This is a genomic window from Streptomyces sp. NPDC002276, from assembly GCF_053891435.1.
Map to the genome: position 1 here is coordinate 291,348 of NZ_JBSFCQ010000001.1, position 16,325 is coordinate 307,672.

General features: G+C 70.7%; 19 protein-coding genes. 13 read left to right on the plus strand and 6 right to left on the minus strand.

The annotated features are described in order from the left end of the window. The first annotated feature begins 50 nt into the window (after positions 1-50). The 6 genes from ACWIHT_RS01360 to ACWIHT_RS01385 all read left to right on the plus strand — a co-directional run bounded on the left by ACWIHT_RS01360 (position 51) and on the right by ACWIHT_RS01385 (position 6,090). Positions 51-1,439, plus strand: a complete 1,389-nt coding sequence (locus tag ACWIHT_RS01360; RefSeq protein WP_456163147.1) for an aldehyde dehydrogenase family protein — start codon at positions 51-53, stop codon at positions 1,437-1,439. A 59-nt stretch (positions 1,440-1,498) separates the two neighbouring features. Next, the gene (locus tag ACWIHT_RS01365; RefSeq protein ID WP_456163149.1) at positions 1,499-1,873 is read left to right on the plus strand and encodes an ArsR/SmtB family transcription factor; all 375 of its coding nucleotides are present in this window, start codon (positions 1,499-1,501) and stop codon (positions 1,871-1,873) included. Then, entirely contained in the window at positions 1,870-2,502 is a 633-nt protein-coding gene (locus ACWIHT_RS01370) for an SRPBCC family protein (protein WP_456163151.1), read from the plus strand. Before ACWIHT_RS01365 ends, ACWIHT_RS01370 begins: the two co-directional genes overlap by 4 nt. Before the next feature lie 84 nt (positions 2,503-2,586). Beyond that, positions 2,587-3,642 (plus strand): NAD-dependent epimerase/dehydratase family protein, encoded by a 1,056-nt coding sequence (locus tag ACWIHT_RS01375; protein ID WP_456163153.1) that lies wholly within the window; start codon positions 2,587-2,589, stop codon positions 3,640-3,642. Between the two features lie 135 nt (positions 3,643-3,777). Continuing rightward, positions 3,778-5,142 carry an RICIN domain-containing protein gene (locus ACWIHT_RS01380; protein ID WP_456163155.1) on the plus strand — a complete coding sequence of 455 codons (1,365 nt, stop codon included), beginning with the start codon at positions 3,778-3,780 and terminating at the stop codon, positions 5,140-5,142. A 42-nt stretch (positions 5,143-5,184) separates the two neighbouring features. Beyond that, positions 5,185-6,090, plus strand: coding sequence for an aldo/keto reductase (locus tag ACWIHT_RS01385; RefSeq protein ID WP_456163157.1), 906 nt, complete (start codon positions 5,185-5,187; stop codon positions 6,088-6,090). A gap of 16 nt (positions 6,091-6,106) precedes the next feature. Here the strand turns inward: ACWIHT_RS01385 and ACWIHT_RS01390 are convergent, their stop codons facing one another. Both ACWIHT_RS01390 and ACWIHT_RS01395 read right to left on the minus strand, forming a co-directional pair. Then, positions 6,107-6,565 carry a pyridoxamine 5'-phosphate oxidase family protein gene (locus tag ACWIHT_RS01390; RefSeq protein WP_456163159.1) on the minus strand — a complete coding sequence of 153 codons (459 nt, stop codon included), beginning with the start codon at positions 6,563-6,565 and terminating at the stop codon, positions 6,107-6,109. Positions 6,566-6,679: 114 nt separating this feature from the next. Next, entirely contained in the window at positions 6,680-7,390 is a 711-nt protein-coding gene (locus tag ACWIHT_RS01395; RefSeq protein WP_456163161.1) for a dienelactone hydrolase family protein, read from the minus strand. Positions 7,391-7,614: 224 nt separating this feature from the next. On the opposite strand from ACWIHT_RS01395, the gene ACWIHT_RS01400 reads away from it, so the two are divergent. From ACWIHT_RS01400 to ACWIHT_RS01415, 4 genes are all read left to right on the plus strand, one after another. Continuing rightward, positions 7,615-7,989, plus strand: coding sequence for a BlaI/MecI/CopY family transcriptional regulator (locus tag ACWIHT_RS01400; protein ID WP_456163163.1), 375 nt, complete (start codon positions 7,615-7,617; stop codon positions 7,987-7,989). Between the two features lie 47 nt (positions 7,990-8,036). Then, a complete protein-coding gene (locus ACWIHT_RS01405; protein ID WP_456163165.1) occupies positions 8,037-8,969 on the plus strand; it encodes a M48 family metalloprotease in 933 nt (310 codons plus the stop codon). 92 nt (positions 8,970-9,061) lie between these two features. Then, complete coding sequence (locus tag ACWIHT_RS01410; RefSeq protein WP_456163167.1) at positions 9,062-9,457, plus strand: VOC family protein; 396 nt, start codon at positions 9,062-9,064, stop codon at positions 9,455-9,457. A gap of 58 nt (positions 9,458-9,515) precedes the next feature. Then, entirely contained in the window at positions 9,516-10,586 is a 1,071-nt protein-coding gene (locus ACWIHT_RS01415) for an adenosine deaminase (protein ID WP_456163169.1), read from the plus strand. Here the strand turns inward: ACWIHT_RS01415 and ACWIHT_RS01420 are convergent. Both ACWIHT_RS01420 and ACWIHT_RS01425 read right to left on the minus strand, forming a co-directional pair. After that, a complete protein-coding gene (locus ACWIHT_RS01420; RefSeq protein WP_456163171.1) occupies positions 10,568-11,083 on the minus strand; it encodes a mycothiol transferase in 516 nt (171 codons plus the stop codon). The genes ACWIHT_RS01415 and ACWIHT_RS01420 overlap by 19 nt on opposite strands. A 27-nt stretch (positions 11,084-11,110) precedes the next feature. Continuing rightward, on the minus strand, positions 11,111-12,001 hold the full coding sequence (locus ACWIHT_RS01425) for a LysR substrate-binding domain-containing protein (protein WP_456163173.1): 891 nt from the start codon (positions 11,999-12,001) through the stop codon (positions 11,111-11,113). Between the two features lie 125 nt (positions 12,002-12,126). Here ACWIHT_RS01425 and ACWIHT_RS01430 point away from each other — a divergent pair, with 125 nt between their 5' ends. After that, a complete protein-coding gene (locus tag ACWIHT_RS01430; RefSeq protein ID WP_456163175.1) occupies positions 12,127-13,119 on the plus strand; it encodes an aldo/keto reductase in 993 nt (330 codons plus the stop codon). Here the strand turns inward: ACWIHT_RS01430 and ACWIHT_RS01435 are convergent. Then, positions 13,109-14,095 carry an oxidoreductase gene (locus ACWIHT_RS01435; RefSeq protein WP_456163177.1) on the minus strand — a complete coding sequence of 329 codons (987 nt, stop codon included), beginning with the start codon at positions 14,093-14,095 and terminating at the stop codon, positions 13,109-13,111. The genes ACWIHT_RS01430 and ACWIHT_RS01435 overlap by 11 nt on opposite strands. Positions 14,096-14,199: 104 nt before the next feature. Here ACWIHT_RS01435 and ACWIHT_RS01440 point away from each other — a divergent pair, with 104 nt between their 5' ends. Next, the gene (locus tag ACWIHT_RS01440; protein WP_456163179.1) at positions 14,200-15,129 is read left to right on the plus strand and encodes an AraC family transcriptional regulator; all 930 of its coding nucleotides are present in this window, start codon (positions 14,200-14,202) and stop codon (positions 15,127-15,129) included. 9 nt (positions 15,130-15,138) lie between these two features. On the opposite strand, the gene ACWIHT_RS01445 is transcribed toward ACWIHT_RS01440, so the two are convergent. Then, entirely contained in the window at positions 15,139-15,528 is a 390-nt protein-coding gene (locus ACWIHT_RS01445) for a nuclear transport factor 2 family protein (RefSeq protein ID WP_456163181.1), read from the minus strand. A gap of 370 nt (positions 15,529-15,898) precedes the next feature. Between ACWIHT_RS01445 and ACWIHT_RS01450 the strand changes: the two genes are divergently transcribed. Beyond that, on the plus strand, positions 15,899-16,309 hold the full coding sequence (locus ACWIHT_RS01450) for a hypothetical protein (protein WP_200709653.1): 411 nt from the start codon (positions 15,899-15,901) through the stop codon (positions 16,307-16,309). Positions 16,310-16,325: the final 16 nt, after the last annotated feature.

The following is a 16,325-nucleotide window of genomic DNA, read 5'->3' on the forward strand; positions in this document are numbered from 1 at the left end:
AGCCCTCACGTGGGGAGTGACCATGGTTCCACCGGAATTTTCCCCGGTGTATGAATGGTTGCTATATACACCTGACCGTAGAGAACTCCACTCCCACGCACCAGCAGCGAGGCACCGTGAACCAGCCCAGTCCCGAGCAGCCCGCCGACATCGTGGCCCGACTGCGCGCCACCTTCCGCACCGGCCGCACCAAGCCCGTCGAGTGGCGCACCGCGCAGCTCCACCGCCTGCGCGACCTGCTCACGGAGCACGGCGACGACCTCGCCGCCGCCCTCCACGCCGACCTCGGCAAGAGCGCCGCCGAGGCCCAGCGCACCGAGATCGGCTTCACGATCCGCGAGATCGACCACACCCTCGACCACCTCGAAGAGTGGCTGCGCCCCGAGTCGGCCCCCGTACCGGCCCACCTCGGCACGGACGCCACCGTCTGGACGCAGTACGACCCGCTCGGCGTCGTCCTCGTGATCGCCCCCTGGAACTACCCGGTGCAGCTCCTGCTGACCCCGGTCGTCGGCGCACTGGCCTCCGGCAACGCGGTGGTCGTCAAGCCCAGCGAGCTGGCCCCGGCCACCTCCGCCGCCATCGCCCGGCTGCTGCCCGCTTACCTCGACACCGACGCGGTCGCCGTCGTCGAGGGCGGCATCCCGGAGACCACGGCCCTGCTCGCCGAGCACTTCGACCACATCTTCTACACCGGCAACGGCGTCGTCGGCCGCATCGTCCTGCGCGCCGCAGCCGAGCACTTGACCCCGGTCGCCCTCGAACTCGGCGGCAAATCACCGGCGTTCGTCGACCGCGACGCCGATCTCGCCGTCGTCGCCGACCGGTTGGCGCGCGGCAAGTTCCTCAACGCCGGCCAGACCTGCGTCGCCCCCGACTACGTGCTGACCGACCCGGAGACCGCCGCCGCGCTCGAACCCCTGCTGGTGACCGCGGTCGAGAAGGTCTACGGCGCCGACCCGCAGACCTCCGGGGAGTACGGCCGGATCGTCAACGAGCGGCACTTCGACCGGCTCGCCGGACTGCTCGACTCCGGCCGGGTGGTGGTCGGCGGACGCAGCGACCGCGGCGACAAGTACATCGCCCCGACCGTGCTCGCCGACGTGGACCCGAAGGCGCCCGTCATGGCGGAGGAGATCTTCGGCCCGATCCTGCCGATCGTCACCGTCCCCGGGATCGACGCGGCGATCGACTTCATCAACGACCGCGACAAGCCCCTCGCCCTGTACGTCTTCACCGACTCCGACGACACCCGCGCCCGGATCGCCGCCGAGACCTCCTCCGGCGCCGTCGGCTACGGCCTCCCGCTCGCCCATCTCACCGTCTCCGACCTGCCGTTCGGCGGTGTGGGGGAGAGCGGCATGGGCAACTACCACGGCCGCTACTCCATCGAGACGTTCAGCCACCGCAAGGCCCTGCTGGAGAAGCCGCTGGCCTGACCCGCCTCCCCATGTATCACCGGTCGCTTATATAAGCGACCGGTGATATTTTGGTGCTCATGCACGCTTTCGATGTGCTCGGAGACCCCGTGCGCCGCCGCATCCTGGAGCTGCTCGCCGAGGGCGAGCAGCCCGCCGGGACGGTCAGTGATGCCGTCCGGCGGGAGTTCGGGATATCGCAGCCCGCGGTCTCCCAGCATCTGAAGGTGCTGCGGGAGAACGGATTCGCGACGGTACGGCCGGACGGCACCCGCCGCCTGTACGCGGTGAACTCCGAGCCGCTGCGGGACATCGACGCCTGGCTCGACCGGTTCCGCCGCTACTGGACCCCCCATCTGGACGCCCTGGCAACCGAGTTGGCCCGAGGCAAGCGTGAGCGCCGGCTCCGCGAGGCCGGTGACGACAGCCCCGAAGAGTCGAGGAGCACCCCATGATCGACGTGACCCACCAGATCAACTCCGTGAGCCGCGAGGTCGGCCGCCGCGACTTCCAGGCGGGCGAGGCCCGCGTGATCACCATCGCCCAGTCCTACGACTCACCGGTCGCCGACGTCTGGGACGCCTGCACCAACCCCGAGCGCATCCCGCGCTGGTTCCTGCCGGTCACCGGCGAACTGCGGGTGGGCGGCAAGTACCAGTTGCAGGGCAACGCGGGCGGCACCGTCGAGCGCTGCGACCCGCCCAACAGCTTCTTCACCACCTGGGAGTACGGCGGTGAAGTCAGCTGGATCGAGCTGCGGTTGACGCCCGAGGGCGACGGCACGCGCTTCGAGTTGGAGCACATCGCGCATGTCGACGACACGAAGTGGGCCGAGTTCGGGCCCGGCGCGGTCGGCGTCGGCTGGGACTCGATCCTCCTGGGGCTCGACGGCAACCTGTCGGGCAGCAGTCCCGTGAAGCCCGAGGACGCCATGGCCTGGCTCGCGTCCGAGGAGGGCCGCCGCTTCGTCACCCTGAGCAGCGAGGCCTGGTACACGGCCAACGTCGCGAGCGGCGAGGACGAGGCGGTGGCCCGCGCGTCCGCCGACCGGACCACGGCCGCCTACACGGGAAGCGGGAGTTGAGAGTCGTAGCGGCCGAACCGCTGACCCGGGACCGATCACCGTTGTAGCGTGCGCGCTGGATGCCACGGGTGATCGGAGCCAGGGATGAGTGTCGGCGGCGGGACGGTGTTGGTGACCGGCGGCAGCGGATTCGTCGGCAGCCATCTGGTCCGGCAACTGCTGGAGCGCGGCTACCGGGTGCACACCACCGTGCGGTCCCTCGGCAACGAGGCGAAGGTCGCGCCGCTGCGGGTGATGCGGGACCAATTCCCCGGCGCTCTTGAGCTGTTCGAGGCCGACCTGCTGGCCGTGGGCTCCTTCGGCGCGGCGATGGACGGCTGCCGGGTCGTGTTCCATGTGGCCTCGCCGTTCCTCATGCCGGAGAAGATCAAGGACGGTCGGCGGGACGTCGTCGAGCCCGCGCTCACCGGCACCCGGAACGTCCTCGCAAGCATCGAACGCACGCCCACCGTCGAGAAGTTGGTGTTCACCTCTACGGTCGGCGCGATCTTCGGGGACTACGCCGACGTACGGGAGATGAAGGACGAGATCCTCTCCGAGGACTACGTCAACACCACCAGCACGGTCGAGAACAACCCGTACCACTACGCCAAGACCGTCGCCGAACGCGCCGCCTGGGACGCGGCACACGCACAGGACCGCTGGCGCATGGTCTCCGTCAACCCCGGCCTGATCCTGGGGCCTTCACTCACCCCGGCCTCGGACTCCGGCAGCCTGTTCCTCCTCGACGAACTCTTCAAGGGCTACTTCTTCTACGGGGCACCCGACTTCAGCTTCACCGTCGCCGACGTACGGGACGTCGCGAGCGCGCACATCGCGGCGGCCGAACGCCCCGACGCGCACGGCCGCTACATCGTCGCCGCGAGCCGGATGGCGTCCTTCCTCGACATGTCACGCGCCCTGCGGCAGCGCTTCCCGCGCCACTACAGGCTGCCCCGGCACGGCCTCCCGCACTGGCCGGTGCGCATCCTGGGGCCCGCGTTCGGGCTCACCCAGGACTACATCCGCAAGCACCTCGGGATCAGGTTCGCGGTCGACAACCGGCGCGGAGTGGAGGAACTGGGCATCCAGTACCGGCCGTTGGAGGAGACCCTCGTCGATCACTACGTGGCCTGGCGGGAGTTGAGGAAATCGCGCTGACCGGTGACCGCCCTTCGCCGTTCATTCCGCGGACCGTTCCTGCCTCTTGACTGGTCGAGACCAAAGACGCTTGGGTGTGGCGCGATCACCTTTCCGGTGTCATGAGCCTGACCACACTCAAACCGAAGGGCACCCATGCGAACCCCCCACGCCCTGTTCGCCATCACCGCGGCGCTCGCCGCGACGCTCGTCTCGCCACCGGCCGGCGCCGCCGACGCGGTCCCGGCCCCCGGCACCTACTACGTCCAGAGCGCCACCACCGGCCTCAACGCGGCCGACAAGGGGGGAGCGGTGGAGCAGCACAACCCCAAGGGCAACGAGGACCACCAGCAGTGGAACCTCAAGGCGAGCGGATCCTCGTACGTCCTGGAGAGCGCCGACACGGCCGGCAGCTGCCTCGGCCGCTCGGGCACCCAGGCGAAGACCGTCGCCTGCACGAGCGCCGACGCCGCCTGGCAGATCACCGCGACCGGCGGTGACCAGTACACGCTCCAAGTCCCGGGCACGGCAAGCTACTTGACCGTGGGCGCCAAGCCCTCAGGCGCCAACTACCCGGCCCAGCTCGCCATCGGCTCCTCCGGCGGCCTCGCCTCCTGGTACCTGACCCCGATCAGCTCACCCACCAAACCGATCCCCGCCCAGGACCAACGCACCCTGGACCAGGTCACGTTCCTCACCGCGCACAACGCCTACGCCAACGGGGTCGACGGCGGCTTCGCCCCGCCCTTCGTGAACTTCTTCCCCAACCAGGCCCGCGGCATCAACCAGCAACTCTCCGACGGCGTACGCGGGTTCATGCTGGACATCCACCAGACCCCCGACGGCGCGATCCTCTGCCACGACAGCTGCACCCTGGTCAGCAGCCCGGTCGCCCTCAACGTCGACCTCCAGCGCATCGTGGACTTCCTCAAGTCGCACACCGACCAGTTCGTCACCGTCTTCCTGGAGGACTACGTCGACCCGACGGTCCTGCGCGGCGAACTCGCCCGCGTCAACGGCCTGTACGACGTGCTGTACCGCCCCGACCAGACCGGCGTGCAGCAGAACGGCTGGCCGAAGATGGCCGACCTGATCGCCGCCAACCACCGCCTGCTGATCTTCACCGACCACAGCCGCGCCTCCGACCAGTCCGCCGGACTGACCCGGGACAGCTTCGGAGTGATGTACCAGCGCGAGTGGACCGTCGAGAACTACTGGTCTATGGGCTCCGGCGCCGGCTCCTCCGACTGGTCCTGCTACAGCCGCTGGTACGGCAGCGACCTCAACGTCCCGCTCACCCAGACCTATTCGGGGTTCCGGCCGCTGTTCGTCATGAACCACTTCCGTGACGCCACCATCGCCGGAACGGCGCAGACCGACAACACCAAGGTCCTCGACCGGGCCCAGCGGTTCTGCCAGCCGGCCGCCCGAAAGAAGCCCAACTTCCTCGCTGTGGACCGCTACGACCTCGGCAACCCCGCCTCGGCCGTCGACAGCCTGAACACCTACACGTATCCGTAAAGTGCGGGTGGCCGTGGCGCGCGTGTGTGCGAAACTCCGCTGATGACCTCAGCGAAGATCACCGCCGCAGCCGCGGGCACCTGGAAACTCGGCGACCTGACCGTCAACCGCCTCGGCTTCGGCGCGATGCGGCTGACGGGCAGCGCCGCTTTCAACCTCGGCACGCCGAGCGACCGCGACCGCTCGATCGCCGTGCTGCGCAAGGCGGTTGAGCTGGGCGTGAACCACATCGACACGGCCGCCTTCTACTTCTCGTCGCTGCGGTCGGCCAACGAACTCATCAACACCGCGCTCGCCCCCTACCCGGACGACCTCGTGATCGCCACGAAGGTCGGCCCCTTCCGCAACTACTCGGGGGAATGGAGCAGTTCGGCACGCCCCGACGACCTGCGCGGGCACGTCGAGGAGAACCTGCGCCAGCTCGGGCGCGACCAGCTGGACGTGGTCCATCTGCGCCGGATGGGCCAGGACTCGATCGCCGAACACTTCGGCGCGCTCGCCGAACTCCAGGAGGAGGGCCTGGTCCGGCACCTCGCGCTCTCCGACGTCGAACCCGCGCACCTCGCCGAGGCGCAGGAGATCGCCCCGGTGGTGAGCGTCCAGAACCGGTTCGCGCTCGACTCCTACCAGGCCGAGACCGACGACATGCTGCGGATCTGCGGGGAACAGGGCATCGCGTTCGTGCCGTTCTTCGCCATCGCGGGCGCCGGCGGGGCGCGAAGCGCGACCACCGCCCACGACGACGAGGTCCTGGCCGTCGCGGACGCCCATGACACCAGCCCCGCCCAGATCCGCCTGGCCTGGACCCTGGCCCAGGGCCCGCACGTCCTCGCCATCCCCGGCACGGGCAACCCCGAGCACCTCGCCGAGAACGTGGCGGCCGGCGCGATCCGCCTGACCGACGACGAACTGGCTGGGCTCAACGAGCTGCACAGCAAGGCCGGTTGAGCCGGGGCCGGGCCGCTCACACCAGCCAGACTCCGTCCCGCATCAGATGGCGTTGCGGCAGCTCGCGCACCTCGTGCCACGCCTGGACGGCCAGTGGCCGTACCCGGAAGAAGGCGTAGGGCGCGCGGTCCTTCCGGGGATCCCAGCCGTACTTCGCGTCGAAGGCGTCGGCAGCGGCGGCCGGGACGTCCTCAGCGGTGAAGGCAGTGGCCTCGCCGTCGACGAGTACGACGTCCCGGGTGTCCGCGAAGGCCAGCCGGGTCCGCCGACCGTCGCTCAGATTGCGGCCCGTGGGGTTCGTGGGCCGGGTGCACAGCCAGACGGCCTGCCCGTCCCAGACGAACCACAGCGGGACCAGACAGGGCAGCCCGTCGGCGTCAGCCGAGGCCACCCAGATGTCCAACTCCCGCTCCAGCCGCGCCAGTACGTCACGCTTGCGCTCCTCGGGGCCGCGGGGCGGCTCGGTGATCTTCATGCCGGGGACGCTACCGGCGGCGCCCGCGCGGCGCCTCGGGCCGGGGGCGTAGGACCTCGGACCGAGGGCGCGGTGGCGGCAGTTCGGCTGCGGGAACCTGAAAGGGGCCTGGAGTCAGCCCAGTTGGGCGTGCAGGAAGGGCACCGTGCTCGCCCAGGCGCGGGTCGCGGAGTCGGCGTCGTAGACCGGGCGGCCGTCGTTGAAGAAGGCGTGGTTCGCCGGGTAGAGGCGCAGGTCCGCGGTGATGCCGGACTGCGCCTGGATGTGCTCGCGCAGTGCGTCGAGGCCCGCGACCGGGATGCTCTCGTCCAACTCGCCGTAGTGGCCCTGGATTTGCGCCTTCAGGCCGGAGAAGTCGGGCAGCTCGCCCTGGATCACGCCGTAGAACGGCACCGCCGCGCTCACCCTGGGGTCGGCCGCGGCCAGGTACAGGACGAAGCCGCCGCCCATGCAGAAGCCGACCGCGCCGACCGTGTCCGAGGTGACCTCGGGCAGGGACAGGAGGTGGTCGACCGCGCCGGAGAGCAGTTCGACACCGCGGGCGACCGGGAGGGCCAGCATCATCCGCAGGGCCTCGTCGCTCTCGTGCGCCACGTTCCCGCCGTACAGGTCGGGGGCGAACGCGACGAAGCCCTCCCGCGCGAGCCGGTCGGCCACATCGGCGATGTGGTCGGTCAGGCCCCACCACTCCTGGATGACGATCACACCCGGCCCGCTCCCGGACGGCGGCAGCGCGAGATAGCCGTGGGCGGTGCCCCCGGCGCTGGGAAAGGTGACGTTCTGACGGGCCGGGGCTCCGGTCGACTTCGGCAGCTCGGAGGACATGACGCTCAACTCCTGTACGGCGGTGCTCGATGGGGGAGTGCCGGGGCGGCCTCGACACGATCACCACCCTGTCACGCCCGGACCCGGAGGTCGCTCCGACCCCTTCCGCAAGGGGCACGCGGGAACGGGCGCTCGGGTGCCGTGACGACACGGCACCTTGGCGACTACAATTCTGTAGACGGTCTGCTGGACTGTACGACGAGGACGGGGTGAGGATCGTTCCCATGGCCGACGCGAAGGACGAACGCCGACCGGCGGGTGAGCTGGAGGCCACCGTCATGGCCGCCCTCTGGGCCGCCGGTGACCCGCAGACCCCTGGAGAGGTGCAGCTGAGCCTCGGCACGGGCCTGGCCCGCACCACGGTGACGACGATCCTGACCCGGCTGCACGACAAGGGCGTCGTCGACCGCCTGCGCCAGGGCCGCGGCTACGCCTACTTCCCGGTCCAGGACGCACAGGGCCTCACCGCCCGCCGTATGCACACCGAACTCGACCGGGACGGCGACCGGGAGACCGTCCTCGCCCGCTTCGTCGCCCAGCTCAGCCCCGACGACGAACGCGTCCTGCGCGACCTCCTCGAATCCGGTGAGCAGGAGTGAGGCGCGGTGGGGCGTGGGATCCTGGATGCGATGAAATCCGGTGACCGATGATCGCCCTGCTGCTCCTCCCGCTCGTGCTGCCGTTCGCGCTACGGCCACCGGCCCGGCGTGCCCTGGAGCGGCTCACGCCGACCACCGCCTTGTGGCTGCTCACCGGCTCCGCGGTGATCGCGGCCGGCTGCACGCTCGCCGCCCTCGGCGCGTTCGTCCTGACCGGCCTGCTCCGGCTCCCACTGTTCGCGTCCCTCGGCGAACTGATCCACCCACTGCGCACCTCCTACGGCGGTCTCGTCCCGCCGGCGGCGGTGCTGTCCGCCGGGGCCCTCGCCGTGTGCGCCTGGTCGCTGACCCGGTGGGCGCTGCACCAGTCCCGCGCCTTCCGCGCCGCCCGTACACAGGCCGGGAGCGGGCCCGTCGCCGGTGACCTCTGCGTGTTCGACTCCCCGCACCCGGACGCCTACGCCCTGCCCGGGCGACCGCACCGCATCGTCGTAACGACGGGGATGCTGCGCAGCCTCGGCGCCGCCGAGCGCGAGGCGCTGTTCGCGCACGAGCGGGCGCACAACGCGGGCGGCCACCACTACTTCCTCGTCGCCGCCGAACTCGCCGCCCGCTGCCACCCCGCGCTCGGCCCGGTCCGCGACGCGATCCGGCTCGCGGCCGAACGCGCGGCCGACGAGGCCGCCGCCACCGTCGTCGGCGACCGGCGCCTGATCGCCCGTGCCATCGCCCGCGCGGCCCTCGCCGGACAGTCGGCCCGCTCCCGGCGCCCGGACTTCGTCCCCGGCGCCACCACCGGCCCGGTCCCGCAGCGCGTCAAGGCCCTCCTCGCGGCCCCGCGCGGCCCCCACCGCACCGCCGCCTGCGGACTCGCAGCCCTGCTGATCGCCTGCGCGGTGCTCTCCTTCGCCGCCTCGGCCACCTCGATGATCGACGTCCACCACCGGGTGGAGGTGGCGCAGGGGGAGGCGGCCCGGTGAGGGGCGGGCCCGGGCGACTGGCGCGATCAACGTTTTACGTATAACCTCGCCTGTCAACATCCCACCGAACGGAACCGCACGGAGAGCCCCCGATGAGCCGTATCGCCCTGGTCACCCTCGTCGTCGACGACTACGACGAGGCGATCCGCTTCTACACCGAAGCCCTGGGCTTCCGCCTCGTCGAGGACACGCCCCGCCCCGACGGCTCCCGCTGGGTCGTCGTGACGCCGCCCGGCACGGACGGCTCCGGCACCGGCCTGCTGCTCGCCCGCGCCAAGGGTGAGGACCAGCGCGGCCGGGTCGGTGACCAGACCGGCGGGCGTGTCGGCTTCTTCCTGCACACCGACGACTTCGCCCGCGACCACGCCCGCATGCTCGCCGCGGGCGTGACCTTCCTGGAGGAGCCGCGCCACGAGCCGTACGGTTCCGTCGCCGTCTTCCAGGACCTGTACGGCAATCGCTGGGACCTGCTCCAACCCGCCGGCTGACCTCCCGTAGCGCCCGCCCCGCCCCGCTCACCGAACGACGACCGAGGAACGACCGCACATGTCATCTACGCGCATAGACGCCGACGCCCTCCGCCGGCTCCCCAAGGCCGTGCTGCACGACCACCTCGACGGCGGCCTGCGCCCCGCCACCGTGGTGGAACTCGCGGAGACGGTCGGGCACACCCTGCCCACCACCGACCCGGACGAGCTCGCTGCCTGGTACTTCGACGCCGCCAACTCCGGTGACCTGGTGCGCTACATCGCCACCTTCGAGCACACCCTCGCCGTGCTCCAGAACCGCGAGGGCCTGCTGCGTGCCGCCGAGGAGTACGTCCTAGACCTCGCCGCCGACGGCGTCGTCTACGGCGAGGTGCGCTACGCCCCCGAGCTGAACACCAACGGCGACCTCACGATGAGCGAGGTCGTGGAGACCGTGCAGGAGGGGCTCGCGGCCGGTATGGCGAAGGCCGCGGCTGCGGGGACGCCGGTCCAGGTGCGGACGTTGCTGTGCGGGATGCGGATGTTCGACCGGGTCGCCGAGGCCGCCGATCTCGCGGTGGCCTTCCGGGACGCCGGTGTCGTCGGCTTCGACATCGCCGGTGCCGAGGACGGCTTCCCGCCCGCCGACCACCTCGCCGCCTTCGAGCACCTGCGCCGCGAGAGCGTCCCGTTCACCATCCACGCCGGCGAGGCACACGGCCTGCCCAGCATCCACCAGGCGCTCCAGGTGTGCGGCGCCCAGCGCATCGGCCACGGGGTCCGCATCACCGAGGACATCGTCGACGGCAAGCTCGGCCGCCTCGCGGGCTGGGTGCGGGACCGCCGGATCGCCCTGGAGATGTGCCCGACCTCCAACCTCCAGACGGGCGCGGCCACTTCGATCGCCGAACACCCGATCACCGCCCTGAAGGACCTCGGTTTCCGCGTCACCCTGAACACCGACAACCGACTGGTGTCCGGTACGACGATGACGCGTGAGATGTCCCTCCTGGTCGAGGAGGCGGGCTGGACGGCCGAGGACCTGCGCACGGTCACGGTGAACGCCCTGAAGAGCGCGTTCATCCCGTACGACGAGCGCAAGGCCCTCATCGAGGACGTCGTCCTGCCGGGTTACGCCGCCGCGCTCTGAAGCAGCCCCCGCACGTACTGGGCCTGTCCGACGTGCTCCAGGTCGTCGGACAGGACGCTGACCAGCCGTACGCCCAGGCTGACCGGCGGGTCCCAGCGTTCGTCCACGATCCGCTCGTAGTCCTCGGGGACGAGCCCGCGCAGATACTCCAGGGTCTGCTCGTGCACCGCGTCGTAGTACCCGGTCAGCTGCCCGGCCGACTCGACGCGCACCTTGGCGACCTGCTCGGAGGTGTGACCGTATCCGTGGTCCCGGGGCGGCAGATCGAGTCCGAAGCGCTTCTCCCAGCCCTGGGTCAGCCACACCTGGTCGAGGCCGGAGGCGTCGGCGACATGGTCGTCCTGGATGCGGGTGAGGTGCCAGATGAGCCAGGCGATGGAGTTGGCGTCGGCGGCCACGCGCGCGTGCAGTTGGTCCGGTGTCAGGCCGTCGAGGGCGGCATGGACTTCTTCCTGGACGCGGCCGAACGCGTCAATGAGGATGTCGTTGGCATGCATACGACCACCATCGCGCATCGCCGTCGCTCATGCGGCCGGAGTCCCGGTTTCCAGCAGGGTCATCAGGGCGCGGGCCGCCGGACTGGTCGCCTGCGGGGGCGGGAGCAGGGCCACCGTCTCGTACACCTCCTCGCCTGTTCCCTTCAGGGGGAGGGCGGTGAGGGGCTCGCGCTTGTGGCGGAAGTGCTGGGGGACCACGGCGATCCCGAGGTTCTCGTCGATCAGATCGAGGAGGCTGTGCACGTCGTTGACCTCCAGCGCGACGGTCCGCCGTACGCCCGCCGCGGCGAAGACCGCGTCCGTGGTGCGGCGCGAGGCCCAGTCGGGGTGGAAGTCGACGAAGACCTCGCCGCCGAGGTCGTCCGGAGTCACCGCCGCGCCGATCCGGGCGAGCCGGTGGCTGGGATGGCACAGCACGGTCATCGGCTCGCTGGTGAGCGACACCGAGCGCAGCTGGTCGGTGTCCGCCTGGGTGCGGTAGGCGAAGGCCAGGTCGAGGCGCCCGGCCGCGACCTCCTCCGCCAGCGCACCGGAACCCGCCTGCCGCAGCCGGATCTCCACATCCGGGTGCCGGCGCCGGAACGTGGCGAGCAGTCCCGCCACATGCACCCCGGCGATGCACTGCTCGGTGCCCAGGGAGAGGGTGCCGCGCAGCACGCCCTGCACCGCGGCCACCGCCTCGTGCGCCGACCGCACCTGCGCGAGGATCCGTTCCGCCTCGCCGAGCAGGGCCCGGCCTGCCTCCGTGAGCGTGACCCGGCGGGTGGTGCGCACGAACAGCGGGGTCTGCAACTCCCGCTCCAGGGCCCGGATCGACGCCGACAGACCCGACTGGGACACCATCAGCCGCTCGGCCGCCCGGGTGAAGTGGTGGTCCTCGGCGACGGCGATGAAATGCTGAAGATGACGCAGCTCCATGATTGAGAAGCGTAACCGCTGAATTCCATCGGATTCTCCTGTTGGACCACTGCCCGCAGGTCGGACAGAGTGGGCAACGGTTCCCTGGAACCGGTATCCCGTGTGCCAACCCCTCTGGAGTCGCGTTGTACACCGCACACCCCGACCGCTACGCGGACCTGCCCTACCGGCGCACCGGCCGCAGCGGTCTCAAGCTGCCCGCGATCTCGCTCGGCCTGTGGCACAACTTCGGGCCCGACCGCCCGGTCGACACCCAGCGCGCGATCCTGCGCCGCGCCTTCGACCTCGGCGTCACGCACTTCGACCTCGCGAACAACTACGGCCCGCCGCCCGGCGCCGCGGAGTCCGCCCTCGGCGAGGCGCTGAAGGCGGACTTCGGGTCGTACCGCGACGAGCTGGTGATCTCCACCAAGGCCGGCTATCTGATGTGGCCCGGCCCCTACGGCGAGTGGGGTTCGCGCAAGTATCTGCTGTCCTCGCTCGACCAGAGCCTCACGCGCATGGGCCTGGACTACGTCGACGTCTTCTACTCGCACCGCCCCGACCCGGAGACTCCCCTTGAGGAGACGATGGGCGCCCTGCACTCGGCGGTCCAGCAGGGCAAGGCGCTCTACGTCGGCATCTCCAACTACTCGGCGGAGCAGACCCGGGAGGCCGCCCGCATCCTCGGTGAGCTGGGCACCCCGCTCCTCATCCACCAGCCGCGCTACTCGATGCTCGACCGCCGCCCCGAGGACGAGGGCCTGCTCGACGCCCTCGACGAACTCCAGGTCGGCTCGATCGTGTTCTCCCCGCTGGAGCAGGGGCTGCTCAGCTCCCGCTACCTGGACGGCATCCCGGAGGGTTCCCGGGCGGCGAGCGACAGCCCGTTCCTGAACTCGGACGCGGTCACCGAGGACCTGGTCGGTCAGTTGCGCGCCCTCGACGGCATCGCCAAGGGACGCGGTCAGACCCTCGCCCAGCTGGCCCTGGCCTGGGTGCTGCGCGGTGGGCGGGTGACCTCGGCCCTGGTCGGCGCGAGCAGCCCGCAGCAGATCGAGGACAGCGTCGCGGCCACCCGCAACCTGGACTTCGACGCCGACGAGCTGGCCCGAATCGACGCGATTATCAAGCGATAAGCCGCTCGCTGACCTCCCAGAGACGGGTCGCCGCCTCCGGGTCCACGGCGCGGGGGAGCACCCCCGGGATCGTGTCCCCGGTGGCCCAGGCGGCCTCGTTCTCGGGGGTCACCAGCGGGGTGATGTCGACGTTCTCGCAGTAGACCCCGCCGAGACCGTCGAGCCGCGGGCTGGTCGCGGCCCAGACGGTGGTGGCCGCGCCCTGCCGCACGGTCTTCATCTGCCGCTCCGGGTCGCGGATCGGCGCTCCCGCGCTGTCGAGCGCGCCCGCGGCCTGGAGCATCGCCGGGTCGATGTGCTTGACCAGGCCGGTGTCGATGATCAGGCCCGGGTGCACGGCGAAGGCGCGGATGCCGTGCTCCTTGCCGCGCCGGTCCGCCTCGACGGCGAAGAGGGCGTTGGCCGTCTTCGACTGGCCGTAGGCGAGGAACGGCTCGTAGGTCCGGTGCTCGAAGTTCAGGTCGTCGAAGTCGACACCGGCGAAGCGGATACCCCGCGAGGAGAGGACGACGACCCGCGCGCCCTTCGCGGCGACCAGCGCGGGCCACAGCCGGGTGGTCAGCTGGAAGTGCCCCAGGTGGTTGATGGCGAACTGCGCCTCGTAGCCGCGCGCGTCCCGTGCGAGCGGGGTCGCCATGATCCCGGCGTTGTTGACCAGGAGATGCAGCGGGCGCCCGGAGGCGAGGAACTTCTCCGCGAAGGTGTCGATGGACGCCGGGTCCAGCAGGTCCAGGTACTCGACCTCGGCTCCGGGCACGGCCTCCAGCGCCGTCCGGGCCCGCTCCACGTCCCTCGCGGGTACGACGATCTCGGCGCCCGCGGCCCGCAGCACCCGAGCCGTCTCCAGGCCGATGCCGGAGTAGCCGCCCGTGACGATCGCGACCTTGCCGGTGAGGTCGATGCCCTTGACCACCTCCTCGGCGGTCGACGCGGCGCCGAAGCCGGAGTTCAGGGGCTGCTGTGCGGTGGTGGTCATGTCTGCGCTCTCCTTGTCAGCTTGAGCTGGTGAGACCACCGTAGGTCGACGGTTCCGTACGATGAATACTTGAGAATCCGCATTACTTGCGTGATAGTTCGAGCATGACCGTGGATCCCCTGTCCGACGCCCTCGCCGTCGCCGATGCCCGCAGTGTGTTCTCCGGCGGGTTCACGGCCGGTGGCGACTGGGCGATCCAGCTGCGCGGGCGCGACCGGCTGAAGGTGAACGCCGTGCTCCAGGGCGGCTGCCTGCTGGTCCGGGACGACGGCGGCGAACCGCTGCGGCTCGCCGAGGGGGACGTCGTGATCTCCGACGGCGGACAGCCGTACACGCTGTGCAGTCGGCCCGGTGTGGAGCCGACCGACTCCGACGACGTGGTCATGGACCCGGAGACGCGGATGGGCCGCCTCGGGCAGGGCGAGGCGGTGGATGTCGCCTGTGTGTCCGGGCACATCGACCTCAGCCGTGACCGCGGCGACCTGCTGCGCCGGGCGCTGCCGGAGTTGGTCCACGTGCGGGCCGACTCGCCCGAGGCGGGTGTACTGCGGTGGCTCATCGGGCAGTTGGCGGCCGAGATGCGGACCCGCAGGGCCGGTGTCGAGTTCGTGTCGGCGCAGCTCGCCCAGCTGATGTTCGTGCAGGTGCTGCGGGTCTGCCTGGCCGAGTCGGACGGGCTGCCGCCCGGCTGGCTGCGCGCCCTCGCCGACGAACGGCTCGCCCCCGCCCTGCGGTTGATGCACGGCGACCCGGCCCACCCCTGGCAGCTGGAGGAGCTGGCCCGGGCGGCGGCGATGTCCCGCACCACGTTCGCCGTACGGTTCAAGGAGGCGGCCGGAGTGCCGCCCCTGACGTACCTGCTGAACTGGCGCATGAACCTCGCCGCCCGGGCCCTCCGCCAGGACGCCGCCCCGGTCGGCGCCCTCGCCCGGTCCGTCGGCTACACCTCCGAGAGCGCCTTCAGCAACGCCTTCAAGCGCGCGGTCGGGGTGGCGCCGAGGCAGTACCGCCAGGAGGCCCTGGCAGGGAGCTGAGCCGTACGGTCACCCGGCCGCCCCGGCCGGTACCCGGTCGAGGAAGCCGAGCACGGAGCGGATACGGCCGTCCGCGTCCAGCGTGATCACGTCGAAGCCGGCGACCGGCGCCGAACCGTCGGCATCACTCACCAACTCCCACGCGAAACGCGCGGTGTCGTGGTGCCCGTCGACCGTCCCGAGGGGGCGGAAGGCGAACCCCGGGAACTGTGCGTGCGCCCCGGCGATGAGTCCCGCGATCTCCGTGTGGCCGGTGACTGTCGCCAATGGGTCGGTATAAGTACCCTCGACGGACCAGGCGGCGGCAACCGCCTTCGCCAGTGCCTCCGGGTCGCCCGCGTTCCAGGCCTCGAAGTAGCGGGCGACGGCATTCTCGTATCGGTCTGTGTTCTCGGACATGGTGAATCAGCCTCCGTCGAGGTCGTTCGTACTGGTCAGGGACCGGATCCCGATGCGTGTCGACCCGGTGGTTCCACCATGCCGGGGGCCGCGCGGAGGGTCGATTACCTCTCGGGTAATGGCCGCCGGAGAACGCCACAAAAGGGATCCCGAAGCTTTTCGGCCAAAAGAGGCTGTGAATATGCCAAGAGACTGGCTAAAAAGTCGTGGTGACAGTGTTTCGGGAGTGAACATACTCGTCTGCTAGAGCACAACTTCACGATGCGAATCCGCCATCGTGCGCACCACCTGAGCCACCCGAGCCGCCAGCCAGAGCCGCATCGAAAGCGAGGCCCGACCGGCAATCGAGACACGCGACGGGGGAGTGAACGTGCACGACGAATTCCTGTGCCATGTCACCGCGTACGGTACCTGCGACGGACAGCGCGTCGGTGTGCCCCTGGGCACCTACCGCGCTCCCACGCTGGCGCTTGCCCTGTGGTGGTTACGGGACCGCGCGGTGTGGATGGCCGACCGGCTCGACCCGCAGCCGGAGAACCCGCGCTTCCCCCGTGGGGCACTGGTACCGGTCGCCGACACGGCGCCCGACGTGCCGAAGGCGTTACGCACCTGGGCCCGCGACGTCGGCCATCAGGAGCAGGTCGCCTACGAGTTGGCGGCCGGGCGGCTGGTGCAGATCGCCATCAGTGACGAGACCACCGAGTACGAGCTGCTCGCCGAATCGGTGGACGCCCTCCGGATGCAGCGGACCGTTCCCGCACTCGTCGTCCCTGTCGCCTGACACGTGTCGCCCGTCG